We start from the raw sequence: 25,189 nt of genomic DNA, 5'->3' as shown, positions 1-25,189 counted from the left end.
CAACGTTCGCGGCGGATTTATCGATCGGGTGAAACGATGAGTCCGCCCGTTTCAGCGGGTTATCCCTTACGGCACGTGGGAGCCCGCGCGTTCCAGCCGCTTCAGCAGTGCTGCCGCGCGCTCCATCGCGGCAGGGTCGATGCGAGCGCGGATACCGTCGAAGGCAGGTCCGCGCGTGGCGTCCAATCCCATGCGTGATGTGGTGCCCACACCCGAGGCCGAGGGGTCGAGTGCGCTGCCAGGCAGGCCGTCGACCACCACCACGTCCAGGTGCGGTTGCAGGTGCGTGGCCATCGCCCACAGCACTTCTTCATCGCGGGTGATGTCGACGTCCTCGTCCACCGCGACCACCGTCTTCAGGTACGGATCCCAGCCGAGCAGGCCCAGCATCACCTGGCGCGCCTCGCCTGGGCGGCTCTGGCGCAGCGCCACGTAGGCGTGGAAGTGCGTACCGGAGCTGGGGTAGTGCACGGCGGTGACGCCGGGGAAGCGCTCCCTGAGCTTGTCGACCATCTCCGATTCGCGCGGGATGCGGCCCAGGTTCAGGTGTTCGGCCGAGTTGCCGCCGACCACGTCGACCAGCCATGCATCGGTGCGGCGCATCACGCTTTCCACGCGCAGCAGGTTGTTGGTCGAGCGGTCCGACGAATAGCCGGTGAATTCACCGAAGGGGCCTTCGTCGACGCGCGCGTCGGGATCAATCACGCCTTCAAGCACGATCTCCGCATGCGCCGGCACCAGGATGCCGTGGCGCGGCGTGCGTACCGCTTCCAGCGGCGCGCCGAACAGGCCGCCGGCAACGTGGCGCTCGTCCACGCCGTAGGGCAGCCGCGCAGCGCCGGCCAGCATGAACAGCGGATGCGCGCCGATCACCATGGCCACCGGCAGCGGCCGGCCCAGTTCGGTGGCGCGCTGCTGCATGCGCCACAGGTGCCCGCGCGAATGCAGGCTGGTGGCGATCTCGGTCGGCGAGTGCAGCATCGAGCGGTGGTAGCTGGCGTTGCCGATGCCGGTGTCGGGGTCTTCCGCGATCAGGATCGCGTTGGTGATGTATGGGCCGCGGTCGGTGGCGAAGTGCTTGATCGCCGGGATCGTGCGCAGGTCGATGTGTTCAGTCTCGACATGGCCGGTGACGGCGCCGCTGTCCAGCACGCGCGGCGCCACCATGCGGCGGCTGCGGGTCTGGTATTCGCCATGGATGCCGGCGGGCGCCACGCCGCCCAGCATGCGCCCCACGCGCTCGCGCGAGGCGAAGAGGTTGGTCGCCAGCGACGTGCCCAGCCCTTCGACATGGTCGAACAGCAAGGCCGGATGGCGGCCCTGCGCGGCCAGCGCCCACACCAGTGCGGTCGGGTCCTGGTCCGCGCCGACCGGCTCGCGGATATGCAGCACGTCTTCGGGAAAGGCCTCGCGGTAGGCGGCCAGGAACTGGTGGAAGTCCTGCGAGGTGTCGTGAAAGGGCTTGCGCGCCGATGCCGCTGAGGCGAAGGGCGCTGAGGGTGAGTTCATGGATCGGCTCCTGTGGTCAGGGTTGGCCAGGGCGAAGGCTGCCCCGGGGGCCGGGAGTGCTCCCGGCCGCCGTGCCGTGCCTGCCTGCCGAACAGCTAGCGACTACATGTCAGCGCGTGCTGGCGTACGTATCCTTCAGCCGCGCCAATGCCTCTTGCTGCGTCCTGGGCGGCGCCGTGGTCTCGATGCCGACCAGCCGGGCGATGTTGTTGCCCATGTAGTCCTCCAGCCCGTCCTCGTCCAGGTCCATGCCCTGCGGCGCGGGACCGCACAGCATCTCCAGCTCGCGCAGCCACATGCCGGGCTCGTTGGGCGGGGTGTCGGTGCCGAACACGATCTTGTCGCGCGGCAGCTGGCGCGCGAACTCGACGATGCGCGACTGGAAGCACCAGCCCGATTCGCAATACACGTTGGGCGTGTCCATTGCCATCCAGAAGGCCTCGAACGAGTAGTTGCCGCCGGTCTGGATGCCGAAGTGGCCGATGATGAAATTGACCATCGGGAATTCGCGGATGATCGGGTAGAACATCGTCGGGATGGTGTACGGGCCGTCGCCGGTGTGGATCAGCACCACCACGTTGTACTTGGCGCAGACCTTCATCGCCGGGCGCAGCCAGTCCAGCGCGCGGTCGGGGCGGTAGCCGTGCATGTTGGCATGCAGCTTGAGCATCTTGAAGCCGTATTCCTTGACGTGGAATTCCAGCTCCTGCGCGCCTTCTTCCGGGCCCCAGCGCGGGTTGAAGGTGAAGTTGCCGATAAAGCGGTCGGGGTACTTCTGGCAGAGCTCCGCGATGTAGGCCATGTAGTCGCGGATGCCTTCGCGCCCGCGGCGGTTGCCGTCGCGGTAGCCGGTGTTGCCCGGCGGCGGCTGGATAAAGCCCATGTCGATGCGGCGCGGCTTGCCGTTGATCATGTAGGGGCCGTCCATCATCTTGAGCATGCGCTCGCCGTTGAAGGGCTCGCCGGTGTGGCGCCAGGCCTCGTCGACGAGATTGGTCGGGTGCAGATGGGTATCGATAATCATGTTGTGTGCTCCGGAGTCCGTTGTCGGTGGCGCGGGCCTGTGCGCTTACGCGGCCAGGCGTGCTTTCGCTTCTTCGAGCGTGCGCGGGACCGGCGTCGGTTCCAGGCCGATCATCCGGGCGACGTTGTTGCCGAGGTAGTCTTCCAGCGTGTCTTCATCCAGGTTCAGGCCCTGCGGCGGCTCGAAGCACAGCACTTCCAGCAGGCGCAGCCACATGCCGGGCTCGTTGGGCGGGGTGTCGGAGCCGAACAGGATCTTGTGCTTGGGCAGCACCTTGGCGAACTCGACGATGCGCGACTGCAGGCACCAGCCCGATTCGCAGTACACGTTGGGCATGTCCATGGCCATCTGGAACGGCTCGAAGCAATACACGCCGCCGGTCTGCACGCCGAAGTGGGCCATGATGAAGTTCACCGTCGGGAACTCCTTCATCATCGGCACCCATTCGGTCGGGATGCTGTAGGGGCCGTCGCCGGTATGCAGCTTGACCAGCACGCCCAGCTCGGCGCACTTCTGCAGTGCCGGGCGCAGCCAGTCGAGGGCGCGGTCCGGGCGGTAGGCATGCATGTTGGCCTGGAACTGGACCATCTTGAAGCCCAGCTTCCTCACGTAGTGCTCCATGGCGTTGACGCCGTTCTCGACGCCGCAGCGCGGGTTGTAGACGAAGCAGCCGATAAAGCGTTCCGGATACTTCTTCACCATCTCCGCGGTGTAGGCCATGTACGCGTCGATGGACTCGCTGCCTGACTTCACGCCGTCGGTGTAGGTGTAGATGGTGTTGCCCTGCGGGGGCTGGATAAAGGCTTTGTCGATGCGGCGCGGCTTGCCGTTGATGGTGAACGGGCCGTCCATCATCTGGATCAGGCGCTCGCCGGTGAACGGGTCGCCGTCGTGGCGCCAGGCCAGGTCCACCAGGTTGGTCGGATAACAGCTGGTGTCGATGATCATGGGAGATCCCCTAACAATGACTAGGTTGGACACGCATGCGGCGGGCGTGCGCGAACAACGCCGCGGGGCCGGCCTTGCATGCTGCTATCGGGAGTCTTTGTCAGGGGAGCTGTTGGACCACTGCGCCACCGACGAAACCCTCCGTCAGTGAGCAATCTCCAGTTGAACCTCGCGGCATTGCGCCGCTGCTGTCCAATCGACCGCTTCTACCCACGCGCTCTTTATACCTAGCGCGCAAGCGTTGCGTCAAGCGCATCATGTGTTGCGCCGCACGAACAGCGGGCGCACGTGCATTCCAACCATGGTACGAATCCGCTACATTGCATAAACCGTGGTGGCAGGCCCGCCGGCGCGGGGCAGGGAGAACTCGGGCCGATTGCTTTGAACGGGGTTTATCACGGGGAAGGGTGAAAAACATGCACGGCAACTATGCGGTGATGGCGGGGGCCATGCTGTCTGTTGCGCTGTCGATGGCGCTGGGCGGCTGCGGCGGGGATGGGGGCCAGACGGAGATGGTGTCGCCGACTGCGACGACCACGGCGGCCACGACAACAAAATACGGGGTCACGGAAACCACCACCAGCGCCACCACGCGCTGGGCACCGGCGCTGACCGATACCTGGCAGATCCAGCTGACCGGCAAGCTCAACACCAGCTATGCGGTGACTGCCTATGACTTCGACCTGTTCGATACGCCGCAGGCCACTATCGCTGCGCTCAAGGCCCAGGGCCGGCGCGTGATCTGCTATTTCTCCGCGGGCAGCTCCGAGGACTGGCGCCCCGACTACAACCAGTTTGCCGCCGCGGACATGGGCGCGCCGCTGTCGGGCTGGGCGGGCGAGCGCTGGCTCGATACGCGCTCGGCCAACGTGCGCCGCATCATGCAGGCGCGCATGGACCTGGCGGTCAGCAAGGGCTGCGACGCGGTCGATCCGGACAACGTCGATGGCTATACCAACAGCACCGGCCTGCCGCTGACGGCCGAGACCCAGCTCGACTACAACCGCTTCCTGGCGGCCGAGGCGCATGCGCGCGGGCTGGCGGTGGGGCTGAAGAACGATGTGGAGCAGGTGGCGGACCTGGCGGCGAGCTTCGATTTCGCCATCAACGAGCAGTGCTTCCAGTACCGGGAGTGCGGCGCCTATACGGCGTTCACGGGGCAGGGCAAGCCGGTGTTCCAGATCGAGTACGCCACCAAGTACAAGGACGCGGCCACGCGCGCCGGGCTGTGCGCCAAGGCGCAGGCCGCCAACCTGCGCACGCTGGTGTTGCCCAAGACCCTGAACGGCTCGTTCCGCTACGCCTGCGACGCCTGAGTGCCTGCGCCGGCGGGGGCGGCGCGTTCCAGCTCCCGCCAGGCCAGGTAGAGCCGGGTATCGAATTCCAGCTGGTGGTAGCGCGGCTCCATGTGTTCACAGAGCCGGTAGAAGGCCTTGTCGTGATCGCTCTCCTTCAGGTGGGCGAGCTCGTGCACGACGATCATGCGCAGGAATTCCGGCGGCGCTTCCTTGAACAGCGACGCCACGCGGATTTCCTTCTTGGCCTTGAGCTTGCTGCCCTGCACGCGCGAGATCGCGGTGTGCAGGCCCAGCGCACGCTGGGCCGAATCGAGGCGCGCATCGAAGCCGACCTTGTGCAGCGGCGGCGCGCTGCGCAGATATTCCTGCTTGATGTCCGTGGTGTACTCGTACAGCGCGCGGTCGGTCTGCACGGTATGGCGCCCGGGGTAACGGCGGGCGATATGGTCCCCGAGCCGGCCGGCGGCGATCAGCTCGCGCACCTGCTCCAGCACGCCGGGTGGGTAGCCGCCCAGGAAGCGCATCGGGTCCTTGCCGGCGGGGCGCCAGGTTTCACTCACGGCAGTGGCCTGCTCAGTGGTGGTGATGGTGGTGCATCCAGCTGTTGTCCAGCGAGTTGACGAAGGACTCGACCGCGTCCTTGTCGCCGGTGGCGTGACGCATCATCTCGCCGCACTTGCAGAAGCCCTGGTACGGGGTGATGTGCGAGCAGGCCGACGTCTTCTGCAGGTACAGCGTGACGGGTTTGGTGCACTTCTTGCACTTGAACTTCAGGGTCAGGGCGGGTTTGCTCATGGCGATGGCTCGGGAAATCGGCGAAAAATCGAACCTGTCATTGTACCGGCCAGGGCGGAATCGAGCAGCGCTGCCTCAGCGCGCCGCGCCTGCCTGATACACTCCCGCCATTCCCGAACAACCCTCCAACACGCACCCATGGCACAGTACGTTTTCACCATGAACCGCGTGGGCAAGATCGTCCCGCCCAAGCGTCACATCCTGAAGGACATCTCGCTGTCGTTCTTCCCCGGCGCCAAGATCGGCGTGCTGGGCCTGAACGGCTCGGGCAAGTCCACGGTGCTCAAGATCATGGCCGGCCTCGACAAGGAAATCGAGGGCGAAGCCACGCCGATGCCGAACCTGAACATCGGCTACCTGCCGCAGGAACCGCAACTCAATCCCGAGCAGACCGTGCGCGAATCGGTGGAAGAGGCGCTGGGCGGCGTGTTCGAGGCGCGCAAGAAGCTCGACGAGATCTACGCGGCCTATGCCGAACCGGACGCCGACTTCGATGCACTGGCCGCCGACCAGGCCAAGTACGAAGCCATCCTGGCCGCCAGCGACGGCAACAATGTCGAACTGCAGCTGGAAATCGCCGCCGACGCGCTGCGCCTGCCGCCGTGGGACGCCAGGATCGAGCATCTCTCCGGCGGTGAAAAGCGCCGCGTGGCGCTGTGCCGCCTGCTGCTGTCGCGCCCCGACATGCTGCTGCTGGACGAGCCGACCAACCACCTGGATGCGGAATCGGTGGAATGGCTGGAACAGTTCCTGACGCGCTTCCCGGGCACCGTGGTGGCCGTGACCCACGACCGCTACTTCCTCGACAACGCCGCCGAGTGGATCCTGGAACTGGACCGCGGCCAGGGCATCCCCTGGAAGGGCAACTACAGCTCGTGGCTGGACCAGAAGGAAGCGCGCCTGAAGCAGGAAGAGGCCAGCGAATCGGCCCGCCAGAAGGCGCTGCACAAGGAGCTGGAGTGGGTGCGCCAGAACCCGAAGGGCCGCCAGGCCAAGTCCAAGGCGCGTCTGGCCCGCTTTGACGAACTGAACAGCCAGGACTACCAGAAGCGCAACGAAACCCAGGAAATCTTCATCCCGGTGGGTGAGCGCCTGGGCAACGAGGTGATCGAGTTCGACGGCGTGAGCAAGGGCTACGGCGACCGTCTGCTGATCGACAACCTCAGCTTCAAGGTGCCGCCGGGCGCCATCGTCGGCATCATCGGCCCGAACGGTGCCGGCAAGTCGACCTTCTTCCGCATGCTGACCGGCAAGGAACAGCCCGACAGCGGCGAGATCAAGATCGGGCCGACCGTGAAGATGGCCTTTGTCGACCAGAGCCGCGACGCGCTTGATGGCACCAAGACCGTGTTCGAAGAGATCTCGGGCGGCTCCGACATCCTGACGGTGGGCAGGTACGAAACGCCGTCGCGCGCCTATATCGGCCGCTTCAACTTCAAGGGCGGCGACCAGCAGAAGCAGGTCGGCACGCTGTCGGGCGGCGAACGCGGCCGCTTGCACATGGCCAAGACGCTGATTGCGGGCGGCAACGTGCTGCTGCTGGACGAACCGTCCAACGACCTTGACGTGGAAACGCTGCGGGCGCTGGAAGATGCGCTGCTGGAATTCGCGGGCTGCGTGATGGTGATCTCGCACGATCGCTGGTTCCTGGACCGGATTGCTACGCACATCCTGGCGTTCGAGGGGGACTCGCATGTGGAGTTCTTCCCCGGCAACTACCAGGAATATGAGGCGGACAAGAAGCGGCGGCTGGGTGAGGAAGGGGCCAAGCCCAAGCGGATTCGGTATAAGCCGATTGTGCGGTGAGCGTTGTGGAGGGGAGTTAATTCGCCGTTCGCGTTTTCGCGCGAATGGCGAATGGCGAATGACGCAGTGTTGTCGCAAGTCCTGCAGGACGGGAGGAGTGATGATGAAATCTGGCAGGTCTCCAGTTTCCCTATATCTGACGAAATCCGAAATCGCCGAGCTAAGGCGGAACAAGAAACGCATCTCAGACTTGGCTCGAAAGGCATTCAGCTCGATGAACCTGAAGGGCAAATAAAGCCCCTTGGGCCCGAGCGGCGCCAGCGGTGAGCAGACAGCGCTCGTGCCATAAGCAAAAGCCCCGACTCAAATGAGCGGGGCTTTCTGCTGAGTAATCCCTGCGACCATTCTTCGGCCTTCTACGGCATTCTCCTAGCCCGCTTTCACCAGCCTAACCCGCGTAATCTCCGACGGCGCCCCAAACCGCTTCGGCGGCCCCCAATACCCGGTGCCACGGCTGATATAGATCCACAGTGAACCATGCCGCACCAGTCCGGCGGTGTATGGCTGCTGCATCGGCACGAACAGGTTCCACGGCCAGAACTGGCCGCCGTGGGTATGGCCGGACAACTGCAGGTCGAAACCGGCTTCCGCCGCGGCGGCAGCGGTGCGTGGCTGGTGGGCCAGCAGCACGCGCGCGCCGGCGTGTGCCGGGGCGCCGGCGATGGCGCGGTGCGGGTCGCTGCGGTGGCTTTCGTGGAAGCGGCCGGCGGAGTAGTCGGTGACGCCGCCAAGTACCAGCGCGTCGCCGTCGTGCTGCAGCACCACATGTTCGTTCATCAGCACGCGCACGCCCAGGCGGCGCAGCTCAATAATCCACGGCTCCGCGCCGGAGTAGTACTCATGGTTGCCGGTGACGAAGTAGGTGCCGTGGCGCGCCTGCAGCCGGGCCAGCGGCGCGGTGTGGGCGGATAGTTCGCGCACGGTGCCGTCGACCAGGTCGCCGGTGATGGCGACGGCGTCGGCCTGCAGGCTGTTGACGCGGTCGACGATGCGGTCGAGGTAGGGCCGCTTGATGGTGGGCCCGACATGGATGTCGCTGATCTGGGCGATGGTGAAACCATGCAGGGCGTCGGGCAGGCCGGCCACGGGCACGTCGACTTCGACCACGCGCGCCAGCCGGCGGGCATTGATATAGCCGGCCAGCGTGACCAGCAGCGCCAGCAGCGGCACCGCCACCGCACTGCCCGCGGACAGGCCGGGCGCGTGCCAGCCGAGCAGTTGCCCGGCCAGCCAGGCCGCCGCCAGCGCCACGTCGCGTACCAGCGTCAGCACCAGCAGGGATGAGAAGAATCCCATTGCCAGCATGCCGATCCAGGAAACCAGGTCCGACCAGGGCTGGCTGACGCGCCGCGCCAGCAGCCCGGCCGGCAGCAGGGCGCAGGAGAGGGCCAGCCAGGCGACGGCCAATGCCTTGACCGCCATCGGCACCGGCATCGCCGGCAGCAGGCGCAGCCCGATATAGCCGTGCAGCAGGGCTGTCACGAGGGCGGCGGTCAGGATGGTGGTGCGTGGAGGCATGGGGGCGGGCCTGGGCGGAGTCTTCAAAGATGAGGCCGTGCGGGGCGGCTTCAAGGGCCGTTGTGGTGGCATCAGGCCAAGCAAGATGCACACCCGCCTTGCCTGCGCGCGTCGCAACGGCGCATTGCGGCTTGACATGGCCGCCTGCCGCCCCGACTACTTCTTTGTATGAAGGCCGCTGTCGATGGCCGCCGCGCATGCCCCATGCCACCGGCTGATCTGTCTTTTTTGGGGACGGATCCTGAATGTTTTCGAATCAGATTGTTCGCCTTTGCGGCCTAATTTAGATTCGCGGGATGGGCCGCCTGTTGTGCAGCATCGTGCCCGCGGTGCCGGCCCGCCGGCGCAGGCGGCTTCCTCCCGGAGAAACCCATGTCTTTTCGCCTGAAGCAGACCAGCGCCCTGATCGCCGCGGCGTGGCTTGCATTCGCCCCGCTCAGCCCGCAGGCCGCCACGCCGCCCACGCCAACCGCGGCTGCCCTGAGCTGGCCCCGCAATTTTGACGCCGCCACCGATCACGTGGAGCTGTACCAGCCCCAGATCGAGACCTGGGACGGCAACCGGCTGTCCGGGCGCGCGGCGGTGGCGGTGGGCGAGAAGTCGGGTTCTCCGACCTACGGCGTGGTGCATTTCTCGGCAACCGGCGATATCGACAAGTCCTCAGGGCTGGTGCAACTGACCCGAATCACGGTGGACAGCGTCGAAGTGCCGACCCGGCCCGACGCCGCCGACCGGGTGCGCCAGGCGCTGGTGTCGCGCCTGCCGGCCAACGGGCTGACGGTGCCGCTGGACCAGTTGCAGGCCAGCTACGCGGTATCGCAGCAACTGGCCAAGGCTGGCCGCGTGGCGGTGCGCAATGACGTGCCCCAGATCCTTTTTGCCACCACGCCGACGCTGCTGGTGCTGGTCGACGGCGAGCCGGCCTGGCGCGCCGTGCCGGGCACGCAGTACGAACGGGCGCTGAACAGCCGAGCGCTGCTGCTGCGCGAATCCGGCGGCGAGCTGCACCTGAAGGCGGCCGGCTACTGGTATCGCTCCGAATCGGCCGGCGGCGCCTGGGAAGTGATGACGACCGTGCCCAAGGCGCTGGAGAGCGCGGCCACCAAGGCGGCGGCCGGCATGAAGCCCGACACGATGCTGCCGGCCGACGGCAAGCGGCCGGCGAGGGCGCCGGCGATCCTCTTTGCCACGCAGCCGACCGAGCTGGTCATGACCAGCGGCGCGCCGCAGATGACGCCGGTCAGCGGCGTCAGCCTGCTGACGATGTCCAATGCCGACCACGCGGTCTTTGTCGATCCGGGTGCCAACCAGTATTACGTGCTGGTCTCGGGCCGCTGGTTCCGCGCGCCGATGCTGACCGGGCCGTGGGAGTACGTGCCCGGCGCCCAGCTGCCGGCAGACTTCGCCAGGATCCCGGCGACCGACCCCAAGGCCAATGTGCTGGTCTCGGTGCCCGGCACGCCGCAGGCACGCGAGGCCGAGATCGCGGCGACCATTCCGCAGACCGCCACGGTGTCGCGCAGCAAGGCCAGCCTGGCGGTGGCGTATGACGGCGCGCCGCGCTTCACGCCGGTCACCGGCACCTCGCTCAGCTACGCGGTCAACAGCGGCACGCCGGTGATCGAGGTCGACAGCAGCCACTACTACGCGGTCGCCAACGGCGTCTGGTTCACGGCGCCGGCACCGTCCGGCCCGTGGCGTGTGGCCACCGAAGTGCCGTCGGCGATCTACACCATCCCGCCGACTTCGCCGGTGTACTACGTGACCTATGTGCGCATCTATTCGGTCACGCCGGAGACCGTGGTGGTGGGCTACACCCCCGGCTACATGGGCGTGGTGGTCAGCGCCGACGGCACGGTGGTGTACGGCACCGGCTATGTCTATCCGCCCTATGTGGGCGCGGTCTACTACGGCTACCCGGCCACCTATGGCTACGGCGCCGGCTTTGGCATCGGCATGGCCGAGGGCTTTGCCTTCGGCTTCGCCGCCGGTGCGTTCTGGGGCGCGGCGTCGCCGTACTGGGGCCCTCATTGGTGGGGCGGCGCGTACAACTGGAACTACGTCAACGTGAACCAGGCCAATTTCTACGGCCGCTGGGGCCAGGGCACCGTGACCCACGCTCAGGGCTGGAACGCCTGGACCGGCACCGAATGGCGCGGCACCGCCGGCGCCGGCTACGACCCGGCCACCGGGGCGCGCTACCAGGGCAGCCGCGGTGGGGCGTTCAATCCCTATTCCGGCAACTATGCGGCGGGCCGCCAGGGCTCGTTCGCCAATCCGTCGACCGGGCGCGAGGGCGCCGCGCGCGGCGGCGTGGCCGGCAACACCTACACCGGCAACTATGCCGCCGGCCGCCAGGCGGCGGGCTACAACGCGCAGACCGGCCGCGTCGGCGCGGCCGAAGCGGGTATTGCCGGCAATACGCAGACCGGCCAGCACACTGCCGGCAGCCGTGGCTTTGTCGCCAATCCGGACAAGAACAATGCGGTGGTGTGGAACAACGGCAACGTGTATGCCGGCCACGACGGCTCGGTGTACCAGCACACCGACAACGGCTGGCAGAAGCACACCCCCAGCGGCTGGGAACAGGTGCAGCCCGGCAACGACGCCACTGCGCGGCTAGAGCAGCAGCGCCAGGCGCGTGAGATCGGCCAGCAGCGTTTCCAGGGCACGGCCCAGCAGTGGCAGGGGCGCGGCGGTGGGGGCGGTTTTGGCGGCCGTGCCGGGGGTTTCCGCGGCGGCGGTTTCCATGGCGGGTTCCGCCGCTGAGACAGGGCCCTGGCAGCCCGCGCGGGTGCGGGCAAAAGCAAGTCGAAAGCAGTAAAGACGCCTACAAAAGAATTGAATTGGCGCCCGCAGGGCCGAGCCTTACCCTGCCGGTAAAGAGGCGAGTGCGGCCACCGGTCCGGCGCGACGGAAGGTCGCCAGCGTGCGCGCGCGGCGATCGCGTGCATAACCATGGCGGGAGAGGGATCCGTGAACACTGCTTTCCATTGGCGCGGCGCGCTCTGGCTGGTCTGCGTGATGACGCTGGCCGCCTGCGGCAAGGACAAACCGGCGCCCAGCGCACCGCCCGCGGCCGAGGTCGGCACGATGACGGTGGCGCCGCGCGATGTGCCGATCGTCTATGACTTCGTCGGCCAGACCCAGAGCTCGCAGCAGGTGGAGATCCGCGCGCGCGTCAATGGCTTCCTGGACCGGCGCGTCTATACCGAGGGCGCGGTGGTCAAGGCCGGCGAGACCATGTTCCTGATGGATCCCAAGCCTTTCGCCGCGGCGCTGGATGCGGCCAATGCCGAAATGGCGCAGCAGGTGGCGCGGCTCAAGACCGCCAATGCCGACCTGGCGCGGGTGCGCCCGCTGGCCGAGCGCAACGCGCTGAGCCAGCGCGACCTGGACGACGCCGTGGGCAAGCAGCAGGCCGCCGCGGCCGCGGTCGAGGCGGCCCGGGCCAATGTCACCAATGCCAGGCTGAACCTGGGCTATACCACGATCAAGTCACCGGTCACCGGCGTGTCGAGCTTTGCCAAGAAGCAGGCCGGCAGCTATATCGATCCGTCGAACAGCCTGCTGACCTACGTGGCCAAGCTCGACCCGATGTGGGTCAATTTCAGCCTGTCCGAGAACGAGGTGCTGTCGTCACGCTCGGAGCAGGAGTCCGGCGCGCTCAAGTTCCCGCCCAAGGGCGCCTTTGACGTGGTGATCGTGATGGCCGATGGCAGCCAGTTCCCGCATCACGGCAAGATCACCTTTGCCGATGCCTCGTTCAGCGCCGAGACCGGCACCTACATGATCCGCGCCGAGGTTGCCAACCCTGACGGCACGCTGCGCCCCGGCCAGTTCGTGCGTGTGAAGCTGCATGGCGCCGAGCGCACCAAGGCCGTGGCGGTGCCGCAGGAAGCCGTCATCCAGGGCCCGCGCGGGCAGATGGTGTGGGTGGTCGGCGCGGACAACAAGGCCCACCAGCGCGTGGTCGACGTGGGCCAGTGGACCGGCGACAACTGGGTGATCCGCTCCGGCCTGAAGCCGGGCGAGCGCGTGGTCGTCAGCGGCGGGCTGCGGCTGGCGCCCGACGCGCCGGTCAAGGCCACCGAGGTCGCGTCCGGCCAGAAGCCCCCGGCGGGTGCGGCGCCCGCCAGCGCACCGGGTGCGCCAGGCGCGTCATCCCCCGCCCAGGCCAAGAGCACGCAGAGCGCGGGGAGCAAGCCATGAAGCTTGCCCACTTCTTCATCGACCGACCCATCTTTGCGTCGGTCCTGTCCATCATCATCGTGGTGGGCGGCCTGGTCGCGCTGACCAAACTGCCGATTGCCCAGTTCCCGGACGTCACGCCGCCGTCGATCACGGTGACGACTCGATACCCCGGAGCCAGCGCGGAGGTGGTCGCCCAAAACGTAGCGGCGCCGATCGAGCAGCAGGTCAACGGCGCGGACCGGATGATGTACATGAACTCGACGAGCTCCTCGACGGGTGACCTGACCTTGACGGTGTATTTCGAGATCGGGACCGATCCGCAACTGGCGCAGGTAGACGTGCAGAACCGGGTCAACCTGGCGCTGCCAACCCTGCCTGAAGCGGTCACGGCCCAGGGCGTTTCCGTGCAGAAGCGTTCTTCCGCGTTCATGATGGTGATTGCCATCTTTTCGCCGGACAACAGCTACGACCAGACCTTTGTCGGCAACTACGCCAACATCTATGTGCTGGATGCGCTCAAGCGCATTCCCGGCGCCAACCAGTCAGCGATCTTCGGCAATCCGGACTACGCCATGCGGCTCTGGCTGCGGCCGGACCGGATGGCGTCGCTGGGCATTACCACGGAAGACGTCAAGAACGCTGTCAGCGCGCAGAACCAGCAGTTCTCCGCCGGCCGTATCGGACAGTCGCCGACCACCGATCCCGTCCTGCAGACGTTCCCGATTGCGACCAAGGGCCAGATGACCGAGCCCGCCGAGTTCGAGAACATGATCCTGCGCGCGCAGTCGGGCGACGCCGCGCTGGTGCGGCTCAAGGACATCGGCAGGGCTGAGCTCGGCGTCAAGGATTATTCGCTGCGCAGCCGCTACAAGGGCAAGACCGCCACGCTGCTGGCGGTCTACCAGCAGCCGGGCGCCAATGCGCTGGACGTGGCCAAGCAGGTGCGCGGCACGCTGGCGGAGCTGAAGAAGTCGTTCCCGCCCGGGCTGGAATATGAGGTTGCGCTCGACACCACCGAGTTCGTGAACGAATCGATCAACGAGGTGGTGCACACGCTGCGCGATGCGGTGATCCTCGTGATCCTGGTCGTCTACCTGTTCCTGCAGAGCCTGCGCGCAACCATCGTGCCGATCCTTGCCGTGCCGGTGTCGATCATTGGCGCCTTCGTCGGCATGAGCATGTTCGGCTTTTCGGTCAACATGCTGACCTTGTTCGGGATGGTGCTGGCCATCGGCATCGTGGTCGACGACGCGATCGTGGTGATCGAGAACGTCGAGCGCAACATGGTGGAGTTCAAACTGCCACCAAAGGAGGCGGCCAAGCGTGCCATGGACGAGGTGAGCGGCCCCGTGGTTGCGATCGTGCTGGTGCTGCTGGCGGTGTTCATCCCGGTGGCGTTCCTGTCCGGCATTACCGGCCAGCTCTACAAGCAGTTTGCCGTCACCATCGCGGTGTCGGTGGTGTTGTCCGGGGTGGTGGCGCTGACCCTGTCGCCGGCGCTTGCGGCAATCCTGCTCAAGCCCGGCGAGCACAAGAAGAACCGGTTTTTCCAGTGGTTCAACAATTCGTTCGATCGCCTGATCCAGGGGTACGACAAGTCGCTGCAGGTCGTGATCAGGCGGACGGTGATCTCCATCGTCATCATCCTTGTCATGATCGGGGTGAGCGTGCTGATGTTCGTGCGGATACCGTCGTCGTTCCTGCCGGTGGAGGACCAGGGCTATCTGTTCGGTGCCGTGGTGATGCCGGATGCGGCCAGCCTGGACCGCACCGGCAACCTCTCCTCCCGTGCCGAGGCCTGGTATGCCAAGCAGCCCGGCGTCAGCTCGGTGGCGTCCGTGGACGGGTACAGCCTGATCGATTCGCAGAACAAGGCCAATGCTTCCACCTTGTTCATCACGCTGAAGGGCTTCCATGACCGCAAGGAAGGCGAGAGCGCGGCGGATCTGATCGCCAAGGCGAAGAAGGAGTTTGCGAGCTACCAGGACGGTGTGACCATTCCGATCAACCCGCCCTCGATCCCGGGCCTGGGAACGACCGGTGGTTTTGAGTTCTGGCTCCAGAGCACGGCGGACGGCACCTACCAGCAGCTGGAGGAGCGGGTGCATGCCTTTATCGCCAAGGCGCGGCAGCGGCCGGAGCTGACCGGGATCAATTCCACTATCAACACGCGCTCGCGCCAGTTGCTGGTGGAGGTGGATCGCGAACGCTCCGAAACCCAGGGCGTGCCCGTCGAGCAGGTCTATTCCGCGCTGCAGACCATGTTCGGTTCGCTCTTCGTCAGCCAGTTCCCGAAGAACAGCCGGCTGTTCCAGGTGATCCTGCAGGCCGAGGCCGACTACCGCTCGCGTCCGGAGGATCTCGACAAGGTCTACGTGCGCAACCGCACTGGCGAAATGGTGCCGATCAAGGCGGTGACGACATCCCGGTATGTCCCGGGCGCCGATATCATGACCCGCTTCAACAATTTCCCGGCCGCCAAGATCATGGGCGATGCCGCGCCGGGCTACAGCTCCGGCCAGGCGCTTGCGGCCATGGAGGACGTGGCGCGGGAGGTGCTTGGCCAGGGCTACAGCTTTGCCTGGAGCGGACAGGCGTACGAGGAGAAGACTGCCGGGTCGACGGCAGCAATGGTCTTTGCCTTTGCCTTGCTGATGGTGTTCCTGATCCTTGCTGCGCAGTACGAAAAATGGACGCTGCCGTTCGGTGTGCTGCTGGCGGTACCGTTCGCGCTGTTCGGTGCACTGGTTGCCATCCTGTTGCGTGGCATGCAGAACGACGTCTACTTCCAGATCGGGCTGACGGTGCTGATTGCGTTGGCGGCGAAGAATGCCATCCTGATCTTCGAGTTCGCGGTGGAAATCCGGCACAAGGAAGGCCTCAGTGCCTACGACGCGGCCTTGCATGCGGCCAGGCTGCGCCTGCGCCCGATCATCATGACCTCGCTCGCCTTTATCCTCGGCTGCGTGCCGCTGGCGATCGCCAGTGGCGCGTCGGCGGCCAGCCGACAGTCGCTGGGCACCGGCGTGATCGGCGGGATGCTCGGCGCCACGGTGATTGCGCTGTTCTTCATCCCGATGTTCTTCTGGGGGCTGGAGGTGATGTCCGAGCGCAAGCCTAAGCCCAAGGTCGGGGCCGCAGCCACCACGCCACCGGCCGGAGAACCGTCATGAGCGCGCGCCACCGGCTGGCCGGTGCCTGCCTGGCCGCAGCGCTGGGCGGCTGTGCCATCGGCCCCAACTATGAGCGCCCGGCCACGCCCGAGCCGGCGCAGTACCGCATCGATACCGGCGTGCTGTCGGTGGCCGCGGACAGCGCCTGGTGGGACAGCTTCGGCGACCCGGTGCTGAACACGCTGGTCGAGACGGCGCTGCGCAACAGCTACGACGTGCGCATCGCCGCGGCCCGCATCGATGAGTTCCGCGGCCAGCTGATGGTGGTGCGCTCGGGATTCTTCCCGCAGGTGAACCTGTCCGCGGCGGCAACGCGCCAGCGCGCCGGCACCTTCAACGGCACGCCGTTCGCGTCGCTCGATGGCCCGCGCAACTCGTACCAGCTGCTCGCCAATGCCAGCTGGGAGATCGACCTGTGGGGCCGCATCCGGCGCCAGGCGGAGTCCGCCGAGGCCAGCCTGTGGAACGCCGAGTACGCGCGCCGTGGCGTGGTGCTGTCACTGGCGGCATCGGTGGTGCAGGGCTACGCCACGCTGCGCGGGCTGGACGCGCAGCTGGAGATCGCGCAGCAGACGCTGAAGGCGCGCGGGGCTGGACTGGATATCTTCCGGCAGCGCTATGAGGGCGGGGTGATCTCGCAGGTTGAGCTGTCGCAGGCCGAGAACGATTTCTACGTGACCGAGGCGACGATCCCGGTGCTGCGCAGCGGCATCGCGCAGACCGAGAACGCGCTGTCGGTGCTGCTGGGCCGCGAGCCCGGGCCGATCGAGCGCGGCAAGCCGGTCAATGAACTGCAGCCGCCGCCGGTGGGTGCGGACCTGCCAGCCGCGCTGCTGTCGCGCCGGCCGGACGTGCTGCAGGCCGAGCAGTCCGCCATTGCCGCCAATGCGCAGCTGGGCGCCGCGCAAGCGTTGTACCTGCCGGCCGTCAACCTGAGCGGGCTGTTCGGCGCCATTGCCAGTTCGCCGGCCGGGTTGTGGCATAGTGCCTCGCAGGTGTGGGGCATCGGTGCCGGCCTGACCCAGCCGATCTTCCAGGGCGGCGCCATCCGCGGCCAGGTGCAGGCCGCCTCGGCACAGCGCGAGCAGGCCATGCTGGCCTACCAGGGCACCGTGCTGTCGGCCCTGGCCGACGTCAACAGTGCACTGTCCAACGGCATCGAGACCCGCAACCGCCTGGTCAGCCTGCGCCAGCAGGAGAAGAGCCTGGTGGTCTATGCCGACCAGTCGAGCGCGCGCTACGAGGGCGGCTATTCCAGCTACCTGGAGGTGACCACGGCACAGGAGAAGCTGTTCGCCGCGCAGCTGTCGGCGGTGCAGGGGCAGGTGGACGTGCTGACCGGCACCGCGGCGTTGTACAAGTCGCTCGGCGGCGGCTGGCCGTCGGTGCCGCAGGACGTCAGGGAGGCGGGGATGCAGGGGGATGCGAAGGTGTTGAGGCGGTAGGACGAAGTGCTGGCGCAATTGCCAGGCGCTAGCGCACCGCGTGCGCCGGAATTCACTGCCACCTCTCGCGGACGCTCCCCTCTCCCGCGAAGTGGGAGAGGGGAGCAAACCGCAGGCGTTGAAATGCGCTCACGCCACTGACCTCACCGCGCCGACCACTCCCCCTGCCTGACCCCCAGCGCCGTGACCACCCCATAGGCCGTAATCCCCAGCGCCACCCCCAGGAAGTGTCCGTCCAGCCCCATCCCGAACACATTGGCCAGCAGCCAGCCGCCGCCCACCGCCAGCGCGATCCGGCACAGCCCCGCGGCCACCGGCCAGCGCATGCGGCCCGCGCCCATCGAGGCAAAGTACAGCGCCATGCCCAGGCCGAAGCTGCCGAAGGCCGGCCCTACCCATGACAGCGCGCGCGCGGCGATGGCGATCACTTCGGGGTCATGGGTGAACAGGCTGGCAAAGCGCACCGGCGCCAGGCCCACGGCAATGCCGGCGGTGCCGGCGATGGCCAGCGCCAGGAACGCGCCGACCCATGCCGTGCGGCGCGCGGTATGCCAGTCGCCGGCGCCCACGGCGCGGCCGACCAGTGCGGTCAGCGCCGAGCCCACGCCAAAGGCCAGCGGGATCATCAGGAATTCCAGCCGCGCCGAGATGCCATAGGCCGCCACCGCCGCGGTGCCATGGTGGCGCAGCTGCGCGGTGACCAGGATGGTGGTCAGGTTGGCCACCGAGGCCAGCGCGCACGCCACCAGGCCCACCGACAGGATGCGCGCGAACAGCTCCCACGACGGCCGCACCCGCAGCACCGGCACGAAGCCCGCGCCGCCGCGCGCCACCACGATCGCCATCGCCAGCGCCGCGGCCCACGACACCGCCGCCAGCGCGGCGCCGATGCCGGCCAGCCCCATGCCGGCAGGCTCGGCCAGCAGCCACGACAGTGCGGGGAAAGCGACCCACATCAGCGCCAGCACGCGTGCGGCCAGCGCATGGCGGCCGCCGCCGCGCAGCACCGAGGCCAGCGTATTGGCCAGCCACGCCGGAATGGCGCCGACACCGAACAGCCAGATCGCATAGCTGGCAGCGGCCTCCGCCGCCGTGGCGCCGGCCACCGCGCCCAGCACGCCGCGCGGGAAGCCCGCCAGCACCACCGCAAAGGCCAGCCCGGCGGTCACTGCGATCAGCAGCGCGTGCATGACCAGCGAAGACGCTTCCTCGCGCTTGTTGGCGCCAAGCGCGCGGGCGATGGCCGCGACCACGCCGCCGCCCATCGCTCCGGTCGACATCTGCTGCAGTAGCAGCGCAAACGGCAGCACCACCGCCCAGCCGGCCAGCGCCGCCGTGCCCTGGCGCGCGGCCAGCCAGGTTTCGATCAACTGGGCCACGGCCTGCAGCACGGCGATCAGCGCGGTCGGTCCGGCCAGCTTGCCGATGCGGCGCGCAATTTCAGTGGCCGGTACCGCCTCGGCGGGCAGGGCGCCCGCGGGCAATGTGCGCGTGTCAGTCATGGCGGGCCTCCCCTGGCTCGCCAACGGTCCCGGCCTCGCCAAAGCGCTGCCGCAGGAAGCGGCCGGCACCGGGGCCGGGCAGGACACGCAAATCGTCCAGCGTGATCGCGCTGCCGTCGGCGCGCGCCAGCGCCGGCTCGGCAATCTCGGCGCCGGTGCGGCGGTCCTGCAGCAGCGTCAGCGGACCCTTTTCGTCGGTCATCCAGCGGTCGGCCCAGGCCTTGAGCGCGACATAGGCCGGGAAGAAGTCGCGGCCCTTGTCGGTCAGCTGGTAGACGTGGCGAGCGCCGCCCTCGGGCGTTACGCGGGCCAGCAGCCCGTGCGCCACCAGCGTCTTCAGGCGCGCGCTGAGGATGTTGGGGGCGATGCCCAGGTTGCGTTCGAACTCGTCGAAGCGCGTGCTGCCGTAGAAGGCCTCGCGCAGCACAAGGATGGCCCAGCGTTCGCCCAGCACGGCCATGGAGCGGGCCACGGGGCAGGGCATCGAGGTGAAATCGGTAGGGGGCATGGTCTCCGCCGTTCTGGTCCTGTCGACTTGCTTGCAAAGTGCAAGTTTTCTGGAGCATAGCTTGCAAAACGAAAGTTTGCAGGGCTGGTTGCGACCCTGAGTCCGGAAAGCGTTCGTTCACCGGCCAGCGGTGCCGGCTACGCCACCGCGTCGCGGAACACTTCAAGCTTGTCCAGTTCCTCTCGCAGGAACCCGATCAGCGCGCGGGTGGCCATCGACGGGTGCAGGTTAGGCGTGGTGATGATGAAGAGCTTGTTGCCCAGCCCCTCCGGGCGCCAGTCGGGCAGCACCGGCACTAGCCGGCCGGCGCGCACTTCCTCCCAACCGATGTAGACCGGCAGCATGCCGATGCCGAGGCCCTCGCGCACGGCGCGCGCCAGGAACAGGAAGTTTTCCGACTGAAGCTTTGGCGTCAGCGCCACGTCCACGCGCTGGCTGTCGCGGTACAGCGACAGCGGGAACTGGCGCGGCGGGTATGGCGGGCACAGGAAGTTGCAGCCGGTCAGGTCGGGCGGCGCTTGTACCGGCGGGATGTCTGCGAGGTACTCCGGCGATGCATACAGTTGCCACCGGATGTCGCAGATTTCACGCGCCACGTGATCCAGCGGCGGCGCCGAGGTGACCTTCAGCGCGACATCGATCTCGGCCGCGATCAGGTCGTTGACGCGGTTGGCGAAGAACACGCGCAGCGTGATGCCGGGGTGCTTCCGCGCAAACTGCAGCAGCAGCGGCGCGATATAGGCATCGCCCAGCCCGGTGGGCACGCTCACGCGCACATGGCCGCGCAGGGTCCGGCCCAGGCTGTCGATCTCGGCCTGCGCCGAGGCCACTTCCTGCAGGATGCGCACGCCATGCTGGTACAGCGCATGGCCGGGCCCGGTCAGCTCCAGCCGGCGCGTGGTCCGGCGCAGCAGCTGGGCGCCGGCCTGGTGCTCCAGCTCACGCAGCTGGCGGCTGACCTGCGAGCGCGTCACGCCGCGGCGCCGGCCGGCTTCGGCCAGGTTGCCCGCATCGACGATGTCGACGAAGGCCTGGATCAGGTTGAGGTCCATCGGGGATTGCCTGCAGGATTGTCGCGTCTGGTGCAACATTGTGATTCCGATGCACCTGATTGTCGATCCACGACTACGCCGATACAGTGGTCGGCTGACAGAACGGATCGCATACAGGAGACGACGGATGGCCACGGACCTCTGGTTTGAAGACATGCACCGCAGCGGCGAAGAATTGCTGGCGCGCGGCGCCCGCCTGGCCGGCGGCCTGCGCGCGCTGGGCGTGCAGGAGGGCGACGTGGTCGCCGTGCTGCTGCGTAACGATCCGGCCTATGCCGACGTGGTCCATGCCTGCCGTACCGCGGGCTGCTACTACTGCCCGATCAACTGGCACTTCACCGCCGAGGAAGTGCGCTTCCTGCTGACCGACAGCGGCGCCAGGGTGCTGCTGGTGCAGGCCGACCTGCTGCCCGCCGTGCGCGACGCCGTTCCGGCCGGCATGACGGTGCTGTCGGTGGGCGGCCCCGCCCAAGGCGCCATCGACTATGAAAGCTGGCTGGCGCAGCAGCCGGCCTACGACGGCCCGCGCGTGGCGCCGCGCGGCCATATGGCCTACACCTCCGGCACCACCGGCCGGCCCAAGGGCGTGGTGCGCCAGCCGCTGCCGCTGGACCGGCTGGAGGAACAGCTCGCGCGCATGCGCTCGGTGGTGAGGCAGACCTACGGCATCGAGCCGGGCTGCCGCACGCTGATGTCGGCGCCGCTGTACCACAGCGCGCCGGGCTCGTTTATCCAGAACGCGCTGCAGATGGCCGAACGCCTGGTGCTCACGTCGCGCTTTGATGCCGAGCAGGTGCTGGCGCTGGTGGAAAAGCACCGCATCGACGTGCTCTACCTGGTGCCGATCATGTACGTGCGCCTGCTCAAGCTGCCGCCCGAGGTGCGCGCCAGGTACGACCTGTCTTCGATCCGCTTCGTCGCCTCCACCGGCTCGCCGTGCTCGCCCGAAGTAAAGCGCGCGATGCTGGAATGGCTGGGCCCGGTCATCCACGAAACCTACGCCTCCAGCGAAGCCGGCATGATCACCGTGGCCACGCCGGCCGATGCCGCCGCGCGCCCGGGGACCGCCGGCAAACCGGTCGATGACGCGCAGCTGCGCATCCTCGACGAGAACGGCCGCCAGTGCGCGCCGGGCGAGATCGGCCTGGTCTACGTGCGCCAGCCGGCTTACCCCGACTTCAGCTACCGCAACAATGATGCCGCGCGCGCCGCCATCGACCGAGACGGGCTGGTGACGCTGGGTGACATGGGCTATGTCGATGCCGACGGCTACCTGTTTATCTGCGACCGCGCCTCGGACATGGTGATCTCCGGCGGCGTGAACATCTACCCGGCCGAGATCGAGCATGAGCTGGTGCGCTACCCCGGCGTGGCCGACTGCGTGGTGTTCGGCATCCCCGACGACGAGTACGGCGAGCGCCTGCTGGGCATGGTGCAGCCGATGCCAGGCGTGGAGATCCGCGAGGCCGAGGTGATCGACTGGCTGCGCCAGCGGCTGTCCGGCTTCAAGGTGCCGCGCAGCATCGTGGTCGAGACGCAGCTGCCGCGCGATGAAACCGGCAAGCTCGCCAAGCGCCGGCTGCGTGACCGATACTGGGAAGGCCGCCAGCGCCGCGTCTGAGCGCGTGCCCGGCCTGGATCGATCACGACCGATAACAACAGGAGGAGACGCGATGCAGAACAAACCAAGCGGACGGCGCGCCTGGCTCGCCGCGATGGCAGCCGGCGCGGGGTGCGCGCTGGCCATGTGGGGCGGAGCCGCGCAGGCCGCCTATCCCGATCGCCCGATCAAGCTGGTGGTGCCCTACACCCCCGGCGGCTCGACCGACCAGTTCGGCCGCGCGCTGGCCGACGGCATGTCGCGCCAGCTGGGCCAGACCGTGGTGGTGGAAAACCGCCCGGGCGCGGCCACCATGATCGGCACCACCAGCGTGGCGCGTGCGCCGGCAGACGGTTACACCATGGTGCTGGCCACCAACGGCAGCATGGTGCTCAACCCGATGCTGTACAAGAAGATCAACTACGATCCGCCCAAGGATTTCAAGATCTTCAGCATCGGCGCCGAGGTGCCGCTGGTGGTGGTGACCAACAGCAAGGTGCCGGCCAGCAATATCCGCGAGTTCGCGGCCTACGCCAAGGCCGCGGGCGGCAAGCTCAACTATGGCTCGGTCGGCCTGGGCAACGCGCTCCAGCTGGCCACCGAAATGCTCAAGACCGAGCTGGGCATCAGCGTCACCCACGTGCCCTACAACGGCAGCGCCCCGGCGCTGTCGGCGCTGCTGGCCAACGACGTGCAACTGATGGTGGATGTGGTCAGCACCTCGCTGCCGCATATCAAGGCAGGCAAGCTCAAGGCGCTGGCGGTCACCGGCCGCACCCGGCTGGACGTGCTGCCCGACGTGCCGACCGTGGCGGAAGGCGGCTATCCCAACTTCCAGGCCGCCACCTGGTTCGGCCTGGCCGTGCCCGCGCAGACGCCGCCCGATGCGGTGGCCAGGCTGCAGGCCGCCGCTGCCCACGTGCTCAAGGACGCGCAGTTCCGTTCCACCTTCAGCGCGCTGGGACTGGTCGTGCAGGCGCCGCGCACGCAGGCCGAGATCGACCGCTATATCGAAGCCGACCGCGAGCACTGGGGCAAGGTGATCAAGGCCAATAACATTTCGTTGGACTGACTGGAAGTGCGGGAGCCGCCAGGGCCATGGGGTAAGCTACTGCTCGCCCCTGGCCCGGCAGGCCGCCGGTGACTTTCCCGTCACCGCCCGCGCCAGCAGGAACAACCCGGCCGGGGCGGGCTCCAACCCGGAGCCGTACATCAGGAGTCCGATTTGAAATTCCCCGTTGCCGGGCTGGCGCTTGCCGGCCTGCTGGGCGCCGCTGCCGGCGCCATTGCCGCCCCCGCTTCCGCCCCTGCCGCCAAAGCAGCCCCCGCACCGGCCAAGGCCCAGGCCAAGGCCGAGAACAGCGCGCTGTCGCCGCTGCTGGCCATGCTGGAAATCGGCAATCCGCTGCCGGCCTTGCCGGATTGCGCCGACAAGCGCACGCCCGATGGCCGCGATGTCACCGGATTCTGTGTCGAACTGAAGGGCGATGGCCTGATGCGCCAGGTCGGCGTGCCGCGCGCGCAGCGCCCGTCCTTCATGGACGGCCCCTTTGTGCTGGCCTTTGTCGACCGCAACGCGCTGGTCGGCCTGGTGGTCCCGACCGCCGGCGCCAACTCGCAGCAGGCCGCGGCCGACAGCGTCAGCGCGCTGTACGGCAAGCCGTTCCGGCAGGAGCAGGTCGACATGCCCGACAAGGCTGGCAAGAGCATCAAGACGCTGCATGCCGGCTGGATGCACAAGCCGCTGACGGTTGAGCTCTACGCCATGCCGGAAGACCCCAACACCGGCACCATCGAAATGCTGCTGCCGCAGGCGCGCGTGCTGATGGCGGACAAGGATGCCGAGGTGGACAAGCAGCTCAATCCGGCCTCGGCGCCCGCGGCCAAGGGCGGCAAGGCAGCCGCCGCTAAGCCCGCGCCAAAGCCAGCCGCCAAGCCGGAGAAGCCTGGCAGCTGGTAACACTCCGCAGCAGGCGGCCTGCCCGCCTGCTGACCTGGCCTCAGAGCCCTTCCATCACCTTGTCCAGCCCCCGCACCACGCCGCGCACGGTGTGGACCTTGCGGATCGCCAGCAGCGCGCCGGCGACATAGGGCGTGGAGCCGTCGCCGGCCTCGTGCTTCAGGTGCAGGCGCTGGCCGTCGGCGCCGAAGATCACTTCCACGCCAAGCTGGTAGCCCGGCAGCCGCACCGCGTGCACCTGCGTGCCCGACATGGTGGCGCCGCGGGTTTCCTTCGGGCCCTTGACCTGGTCGACCGGCACCGCCTGCGCGGCGGCCTTGACCTGGCCGAGCCGGTAGGCCAGCTCGCGCACGGTGCCGGAGGGCACGTCGATCTTGCCGGCCTTGGCGTAGTCGATGATCTCCCAGTGCTCCAGGTGACGCGCGGCCATCTCGGCAAACTTCTGCAGCAGCACCACCGTGATGGCGAAATTGCCGCAGGCGAGCACGCCGCGGTCGGCCTGGCGCGCGGCCGCGTCGATCTCGGCATAGTCCTCGTCGGTCAGCCCCGAGGTGCCCACCACCACGTGCGCGCCGTGCGCCAGCGCCTGCAGGATGTTGTGCTTGGCGATGCCCGGCTTGGTGTATTCGACATAGACGTCGTAGGGCGTTTCCCCCAGGGCCTCGATGCTGGCGGCCGCCACGCCCGGCGTATCGGCATGGCCGGTCAGCTGCGCCAGAGGCTGCCCGGCGGCGCCGCGCGACAGGCCGGCCACCAGGGTCATGTCGGCCGCATGGGCCACGCCGCGCGCCAGTTCGCCGCCGGCCCAGCCGGTCACGCCGCCCACGGCGACACGGATCGGGTTGTTCATATTGTTG

19 protein-coding genes are annotated in these 25,189 nt (G+C 67.7%); 9 read left to right on the top strand and 10 right to left on the bottom strand.

The annotated features are described in order from the left end of the window. Positions 1-66: 66 nt before the first annotated feature. From AC3WQZ_RS23595 to AC3WQZ_RS23585, 3 genes are all read right to left on the bottom strand, one after another. Positions 67-1,509: a UbiD family decarboxylase gene (locus tag AC3WQZ_RS23595; RefSeq protein WP_010812275.1), complete on the bottom strand. Its 1,443-nt coding sequence runs from the start codon at positions 1,507-1,509 to the stop codon at positions 67-69. A gap of 109 nt (positions 1,510-1,618) precedes the next feature. Beyond that, complete coding sequence (locus AC3WQZ_RS23590) at positions 1,619-2,533, bottom strand: amidohydrolase family protein (RefSeq protein ID WP_010812274.1); 915 nt, start codon at positions 2,531-2,533, stop codon at positions 1,619-1,621. Positions 2,534-2,578: 45 nt separating this feature from the next. Next, the gene (locus AC3WQZ_RS23585) at positions 2,579-3,481 is read right to left on the bottom strand and encodes an amidohydrolase family protein (RefSeq protein ID WP_011616127.1); all 903 of its coding nucleotides are present in this window, start codon (positions 3,479-3,481) and stop codon (positions 2,579-2,581) included. A 416-nt stretch (positions 3,482-3,897) separates the two neighbouring features. On the opposite strand from AC3WQZ_RS23585, the gene AC3WQZ_RS23580 reads away from it, so the two are divergent. Then, a complete protein-coding gene (locus AC3WQZ_RS23580) occupies positions 3,898-4,797 on the top strand; it encodes an endo alpha-1,4 polygalactosaminidase (protein ID WP_010812272.1) in 900 nt (299 codons plus the stop codon). Here the strand turns inward: AC3WQZ_RS23580 and AC3WQZ_RS23575 are convergent. Continuing rightward, a complete protein-coding gene (locus AC3WQZ_RS23575; RefSeq protein WP_011616126.1) occupies positions 4,779-5,303 on the bottom strand; it encodes a M48 family metallopeptidase in 525 nt (174 codons plus the stop codon). The genes AC3WQZ_RS23580 and AC3WQZ_RS23575 overlap by 19 nt on opposite strands. A gap of 49 nt (positions 5,304-5,352) precedes the next feature. Further along, entirely contained in the window at positions 5,353-5,574 is a 222-nt protein-coding gene (locus AC3WQZ_RS23570; RefSeq protein ID WP_011616125.1) for a hypothetical protein, read from the bottom strand. Between the two features lie 138 nt (positions 5,575-5,712). Between AC3WQZ_RS23570 and ettA the strand changes: the two genes are divergently transcribed. Beyond that, the gene (ettA, locus tag AC3WQZ_RS23565) at positions 5,713-7,380 is read left to right on the top strand and encodes an energy-dependent translational throttle protein EttA (protein ID WP_010812269.1); all 1,668 of its coding nucleotides are present in this window, start codon (positions 5,713-5,715) and stop codon (positions 7,378-7,380) included. 369 nt (positions 7,381-7,749) lie between these two features. On the opposite strand, the gene AC3WQZ_RS23560 is transcribed toward ettA, so the two are convergent. Continuing rightward, on the bottom strand, positions 7,750-8,898 hold the full coding sequence (locus AC3WQZ_RS23560) for a metallophosphoesterase (protein ID WP_010812268.1): 1,149 nt from the start codon (positions 8,896-8,898) through the stop codon (positions 7,750-7,752). Positions 8,899-9,270: 372 nt separating this feature from the next. Here AC3WQZ_RS23560 and AC3WQZ_RS23555 point away from each other — a divergent pair, with 372 nt between their 5' ends. The 4 genes from AC3WQZ_RS23555 (at position 9,271) to AC3WQZ_RS23540 (ending at position 17,710) form a co-directional block, all read left to right on the top strand. Further along, positions 9,271-11,667 carry a carbohydrate-binding family V/XII gene (locus tag AC3WQZ_RS23555; protein WP_492301365.1) on the top strand — a complete coding sequence of 799 codons (2,397 nt, stop codon included), beginning with the start codon at positions 9,271-9,273 and terminating at the stop codon, positions 11,665-11,667. 207 nt (positions 11,668-11,874) lie between these two features. After that, positions 11,875-13,110, top strand: coding sequence for an efflux RND transporter periplasmic adaptor subunit (locus AC3WQZ_RS23550; protein ID WP_011616123.1), 1,236 nt, complete (start codon positions 11,875-11,877; stop codon positions 13,108-13,110). Then, positions 13,107-16,265 carry an efflux RND transporter permease subunit gene (locus AC3WQZ_RS23545; protein WP_010812265.1) on the top strand — a complete coding sequence of 1,053 codons (3,159 nt, stop codon included), beginning with the start codon at positions 13,107-13,109 and terminating at the stop codon, positions 16,263-16,265. The genes AC3WQZ_RS23550 and AC3WQZ_RS23545 overlap by 4 nt, the downstream gene beginning before the upstream one ends. Then, positions 16,262-17,710 (top strand): efflux transporter outer membrane subunit, encoded by a 1,449-nt coding sequence (locus AC3WQZ_RS23540; RefSeq protein WP_439668310.1) that lies wholly within the window; start codon positions 16,262-16,264, stop codon positions 17,708-17,710. Before AC3WQZ_RS23545 ends, AC3WQZ_RS23540 begins: the two co-directional genes overlap by 4 nt. A 143-nt stretch (positions 17,711-17,853) precedes the next feature. Here AC3WQZ_RS23540 and AC3WQZ_RS23535 read toward each other — a convergent pair whose 3' ends face one another. The 3 genes from AC3WQZ_RS23535 to AC3WQZ_RS23525 all read right to left on the bottom strand — a co-directional run bounded on the left by AC3WQZ_RS23535 (position 17,854) and on the right by AC3WQZ_RS23525 (position 20,772). Continuing rightward, entirely contained in the window at positions 17,854-19,212 is a 1,359-nt protein-coding gene (locus AC3WQZ_RS23535; protein WP_010809866.1) for an MATE family efflux transporter, read from the bottom strand. Continuing rightward, a complete protein-coding gene (locus AC3WQZ_RS23530) occupies positions 19,205-19,720 on the bottom strand; it encodes a winged helix-turn-helix transcriptional regulator (RefSeq protein WP_010809867.1) in 516 nt (171 codons plus the stop codon). The genes AC3WQZ_RS23535 and AC3WQZ_RS23530 overlap by 8 nt, the downstream gene beginning before the upstream one ends. A 137-nt stretch (positions 19,721-19,857) precedes the next feature. Then, positions 19,858-20,772 carry a LysR family transcriptional regulator gene (locus tag AC3WQZ_RS23525; RefSeq protein ID WP_010809868.1) on the bottom strand — a complete coding sequence of 305 codons (915 nt, stop codon included), beginning with the start codon at positions 20,770-20,772 and terminating at the stop codon, positions 19,858-19,860. A gap of 127 nt (positions 20,773-20,899) precedes the next feature. Here AC3WQZ_RS23525 and AC3WQZ_RS23520 point away from each other — a divergent pair, with 127 nt between their 5' ends. The 3 genes from AC3WQZ_RS23520 (at position 20,900) to AC3WQZ_RS23510 (ending at position 24,332) form a co-directional block, all read left to right on the top strand. Beyond that, the gene (locus tag AC3WQZ_RS23520) at positions 20,900-22,393 is read left to right on the top strand and encodes an acyl-CoA synthetase (protein WP_010809869.1); all 1,494 of its coding nucleotides are present in this window, start codon (positions 20,900-20,902) and stop codon (positions 22,391-22,393) included. A gap of 52 nt (positions 22,394-22,445) precedes the next feature. Beyond that, positions 22,446-23,444, top strand: coding sequence for a Bug family tripartite tricarboxylate transporter substrate binding protein (locus tag AC3WQZ_RS23515; protein ID WP_010809870.1), 999 nt, complete (start codon positions 22,446-22,448; stop codon positions 23,442-23,444). Positions 23,445-23,597: 153 nt separating this feature from the next. After that, positions 23,598-24,332 (top strand): hypothetical protein, encoded by a 735-nt coding sequence (locus tag AC3WQZ_RS23510; RefSeq protein WP_492301362.1) that lies wholly within the window; start codon positions 23,598-23,600, stop codon positions 24,330-24,332. Positions 24,333-24,372: 40 nt separating this feature from the next. Here the strand turns inward: AC3WQZ_RS23510 and dapB are convergent, their stop codons facing one another. Beyond that, a complete protein-coding gene (gene dapB / locus AC3WQZ_RS23505; protein WP_010809872.1) occupies positions 24,373-25,182 on the bottom strand; it encodes a 4-hydroxy-tetrahydrodipicolinate reductase in 810 nt (269 codons plus the stop codon). Between the last annotated feature and the right edge of the window lie 7 nt (positions 25,183-25,189).

The organism is Cupriavidus sp. FW305-26, assembly GCF_058787975.1.
This window is presented reverse-complemented; position numbering and strand designations above follow the sequence as displayed.

Coding starts and splice junctions, on each gene's coding strand:
- AC3WQZ_RS23595 (WP_010812275.1), bottom strand. CDS start 1,509: ATGAACTCACCCTCAGCGCCCTTCGCCTCAGCGGCATCGGCGCGCAAG.
- AC3WQZ_RS23590 (WP_010812274.1), bottom strand. CDS start 2,533: ATGATTATCGATACCCATCTGCACCCGACCAATCTCGTCGACGAGGCC.
- AC3WQZ_RS23585 (WP_011616127.1), bottom strand. CDS start 3,481: ATGATCATCGACACCAGCTGTTATCCGACCAACCTGGTGGACCTGGCC.
- AC3WQZ_RS23580 (WP_010812272.1), top strand. CDS start 3,898: ATGCACGGCAACTATGCGGTGATGGCGGGGGCCATGCTGTCTGTTGCG.
- AC3WQZ_RS23575 (WP_011616126.1), bottom strand. CDS start 5,303: ATGCGCTTCCTGGGCGGCTACCCACCCGGCGTGCTGGAGCAGGTGCGC.
- AC3WQZ_RS23570 (WP_011616125.1), bottom strand. CDS start 5,574: ATGAGCAAACCCGCCCTGACCCTGAAGTTCAAGTGCAAGAAGTGCACC.
- ettA (WP_010812269.1), top strand. CDS start 5,713: ATGGCACAGTACGTTTTCACCATGAACCGCGTGGGCAAGATCGTCCCG.
- AC3WQZ_RS23560 (WP_010812268.1), bottom strand. CDS start 8,898: ATGCCTCCACGCACCACCATCCTGACCGCCGCCCTCGTGACAGCCCTG.
- AC3WQZ_RS23555 (WP_492301365.1), top strand. CDS start 9,271: ATGTCTTTTCGCCTGAAGCAGACCAGCGCCCTGATCGCCGCGGCGTGG.
- AC3WQZ_RS23545 (WP_010812265.1), top strand. CDS start 13,107: ATGAAGCTTGCCCACTTCTTCATCGACCGACCCATCTTTGCGTCGGTC.
- AC3WQZ_RS23540 (WP_439668310.1), top strand. CDS start 16,262: ATGAGCGCGCGCCACCGGCTGGCCGGTGCCTGCCTGGCCGCAGCGCTG.
- AC3WQZ_RS23535 (WP_010809866.1), bottom strand. CDS start 19,212: ATGACTGACACGCGCACATTGCCCGCGGGCGCCCTGCCCGCCGAGGCG.
- AC3WQZ_RS23530 (WP_010809867.1), bottom strand. CDS start 19,720: ATGCCCCCTACCGATTTCACCTCGATGCCCTGCCCCGTGGCCCGCTCC.
- AC3WQZ_RS23525 (WP_010809868.1), bottom strand. CDS start 20,772: ATGGACCTCAACCTGATCCAGGCCTTCGTCGACATCGTCGATGCGGGC.
- AC3WQZ_RS23520 (WP_010809869.1), top strand. CDS start 20,900: ATGGCCACGGACCTCTGGTTTGAAGACATGCACCGCAGCGGCGAAGAA.
- AC3WQZ_RS23515 (WP_010809870.1), top strand. CDS start 22,446: ATGCAGAACAAACCAAGCGGACGGCGCGCCTGGCTCGCCGCGATGGCA.
- dapB (WP_010809872.1), bottom strand. CDS start 25,182: ATGAACAACCCGATCCGTGTCGCCGTGGGCGGCGTGACCGGCTGGGCC.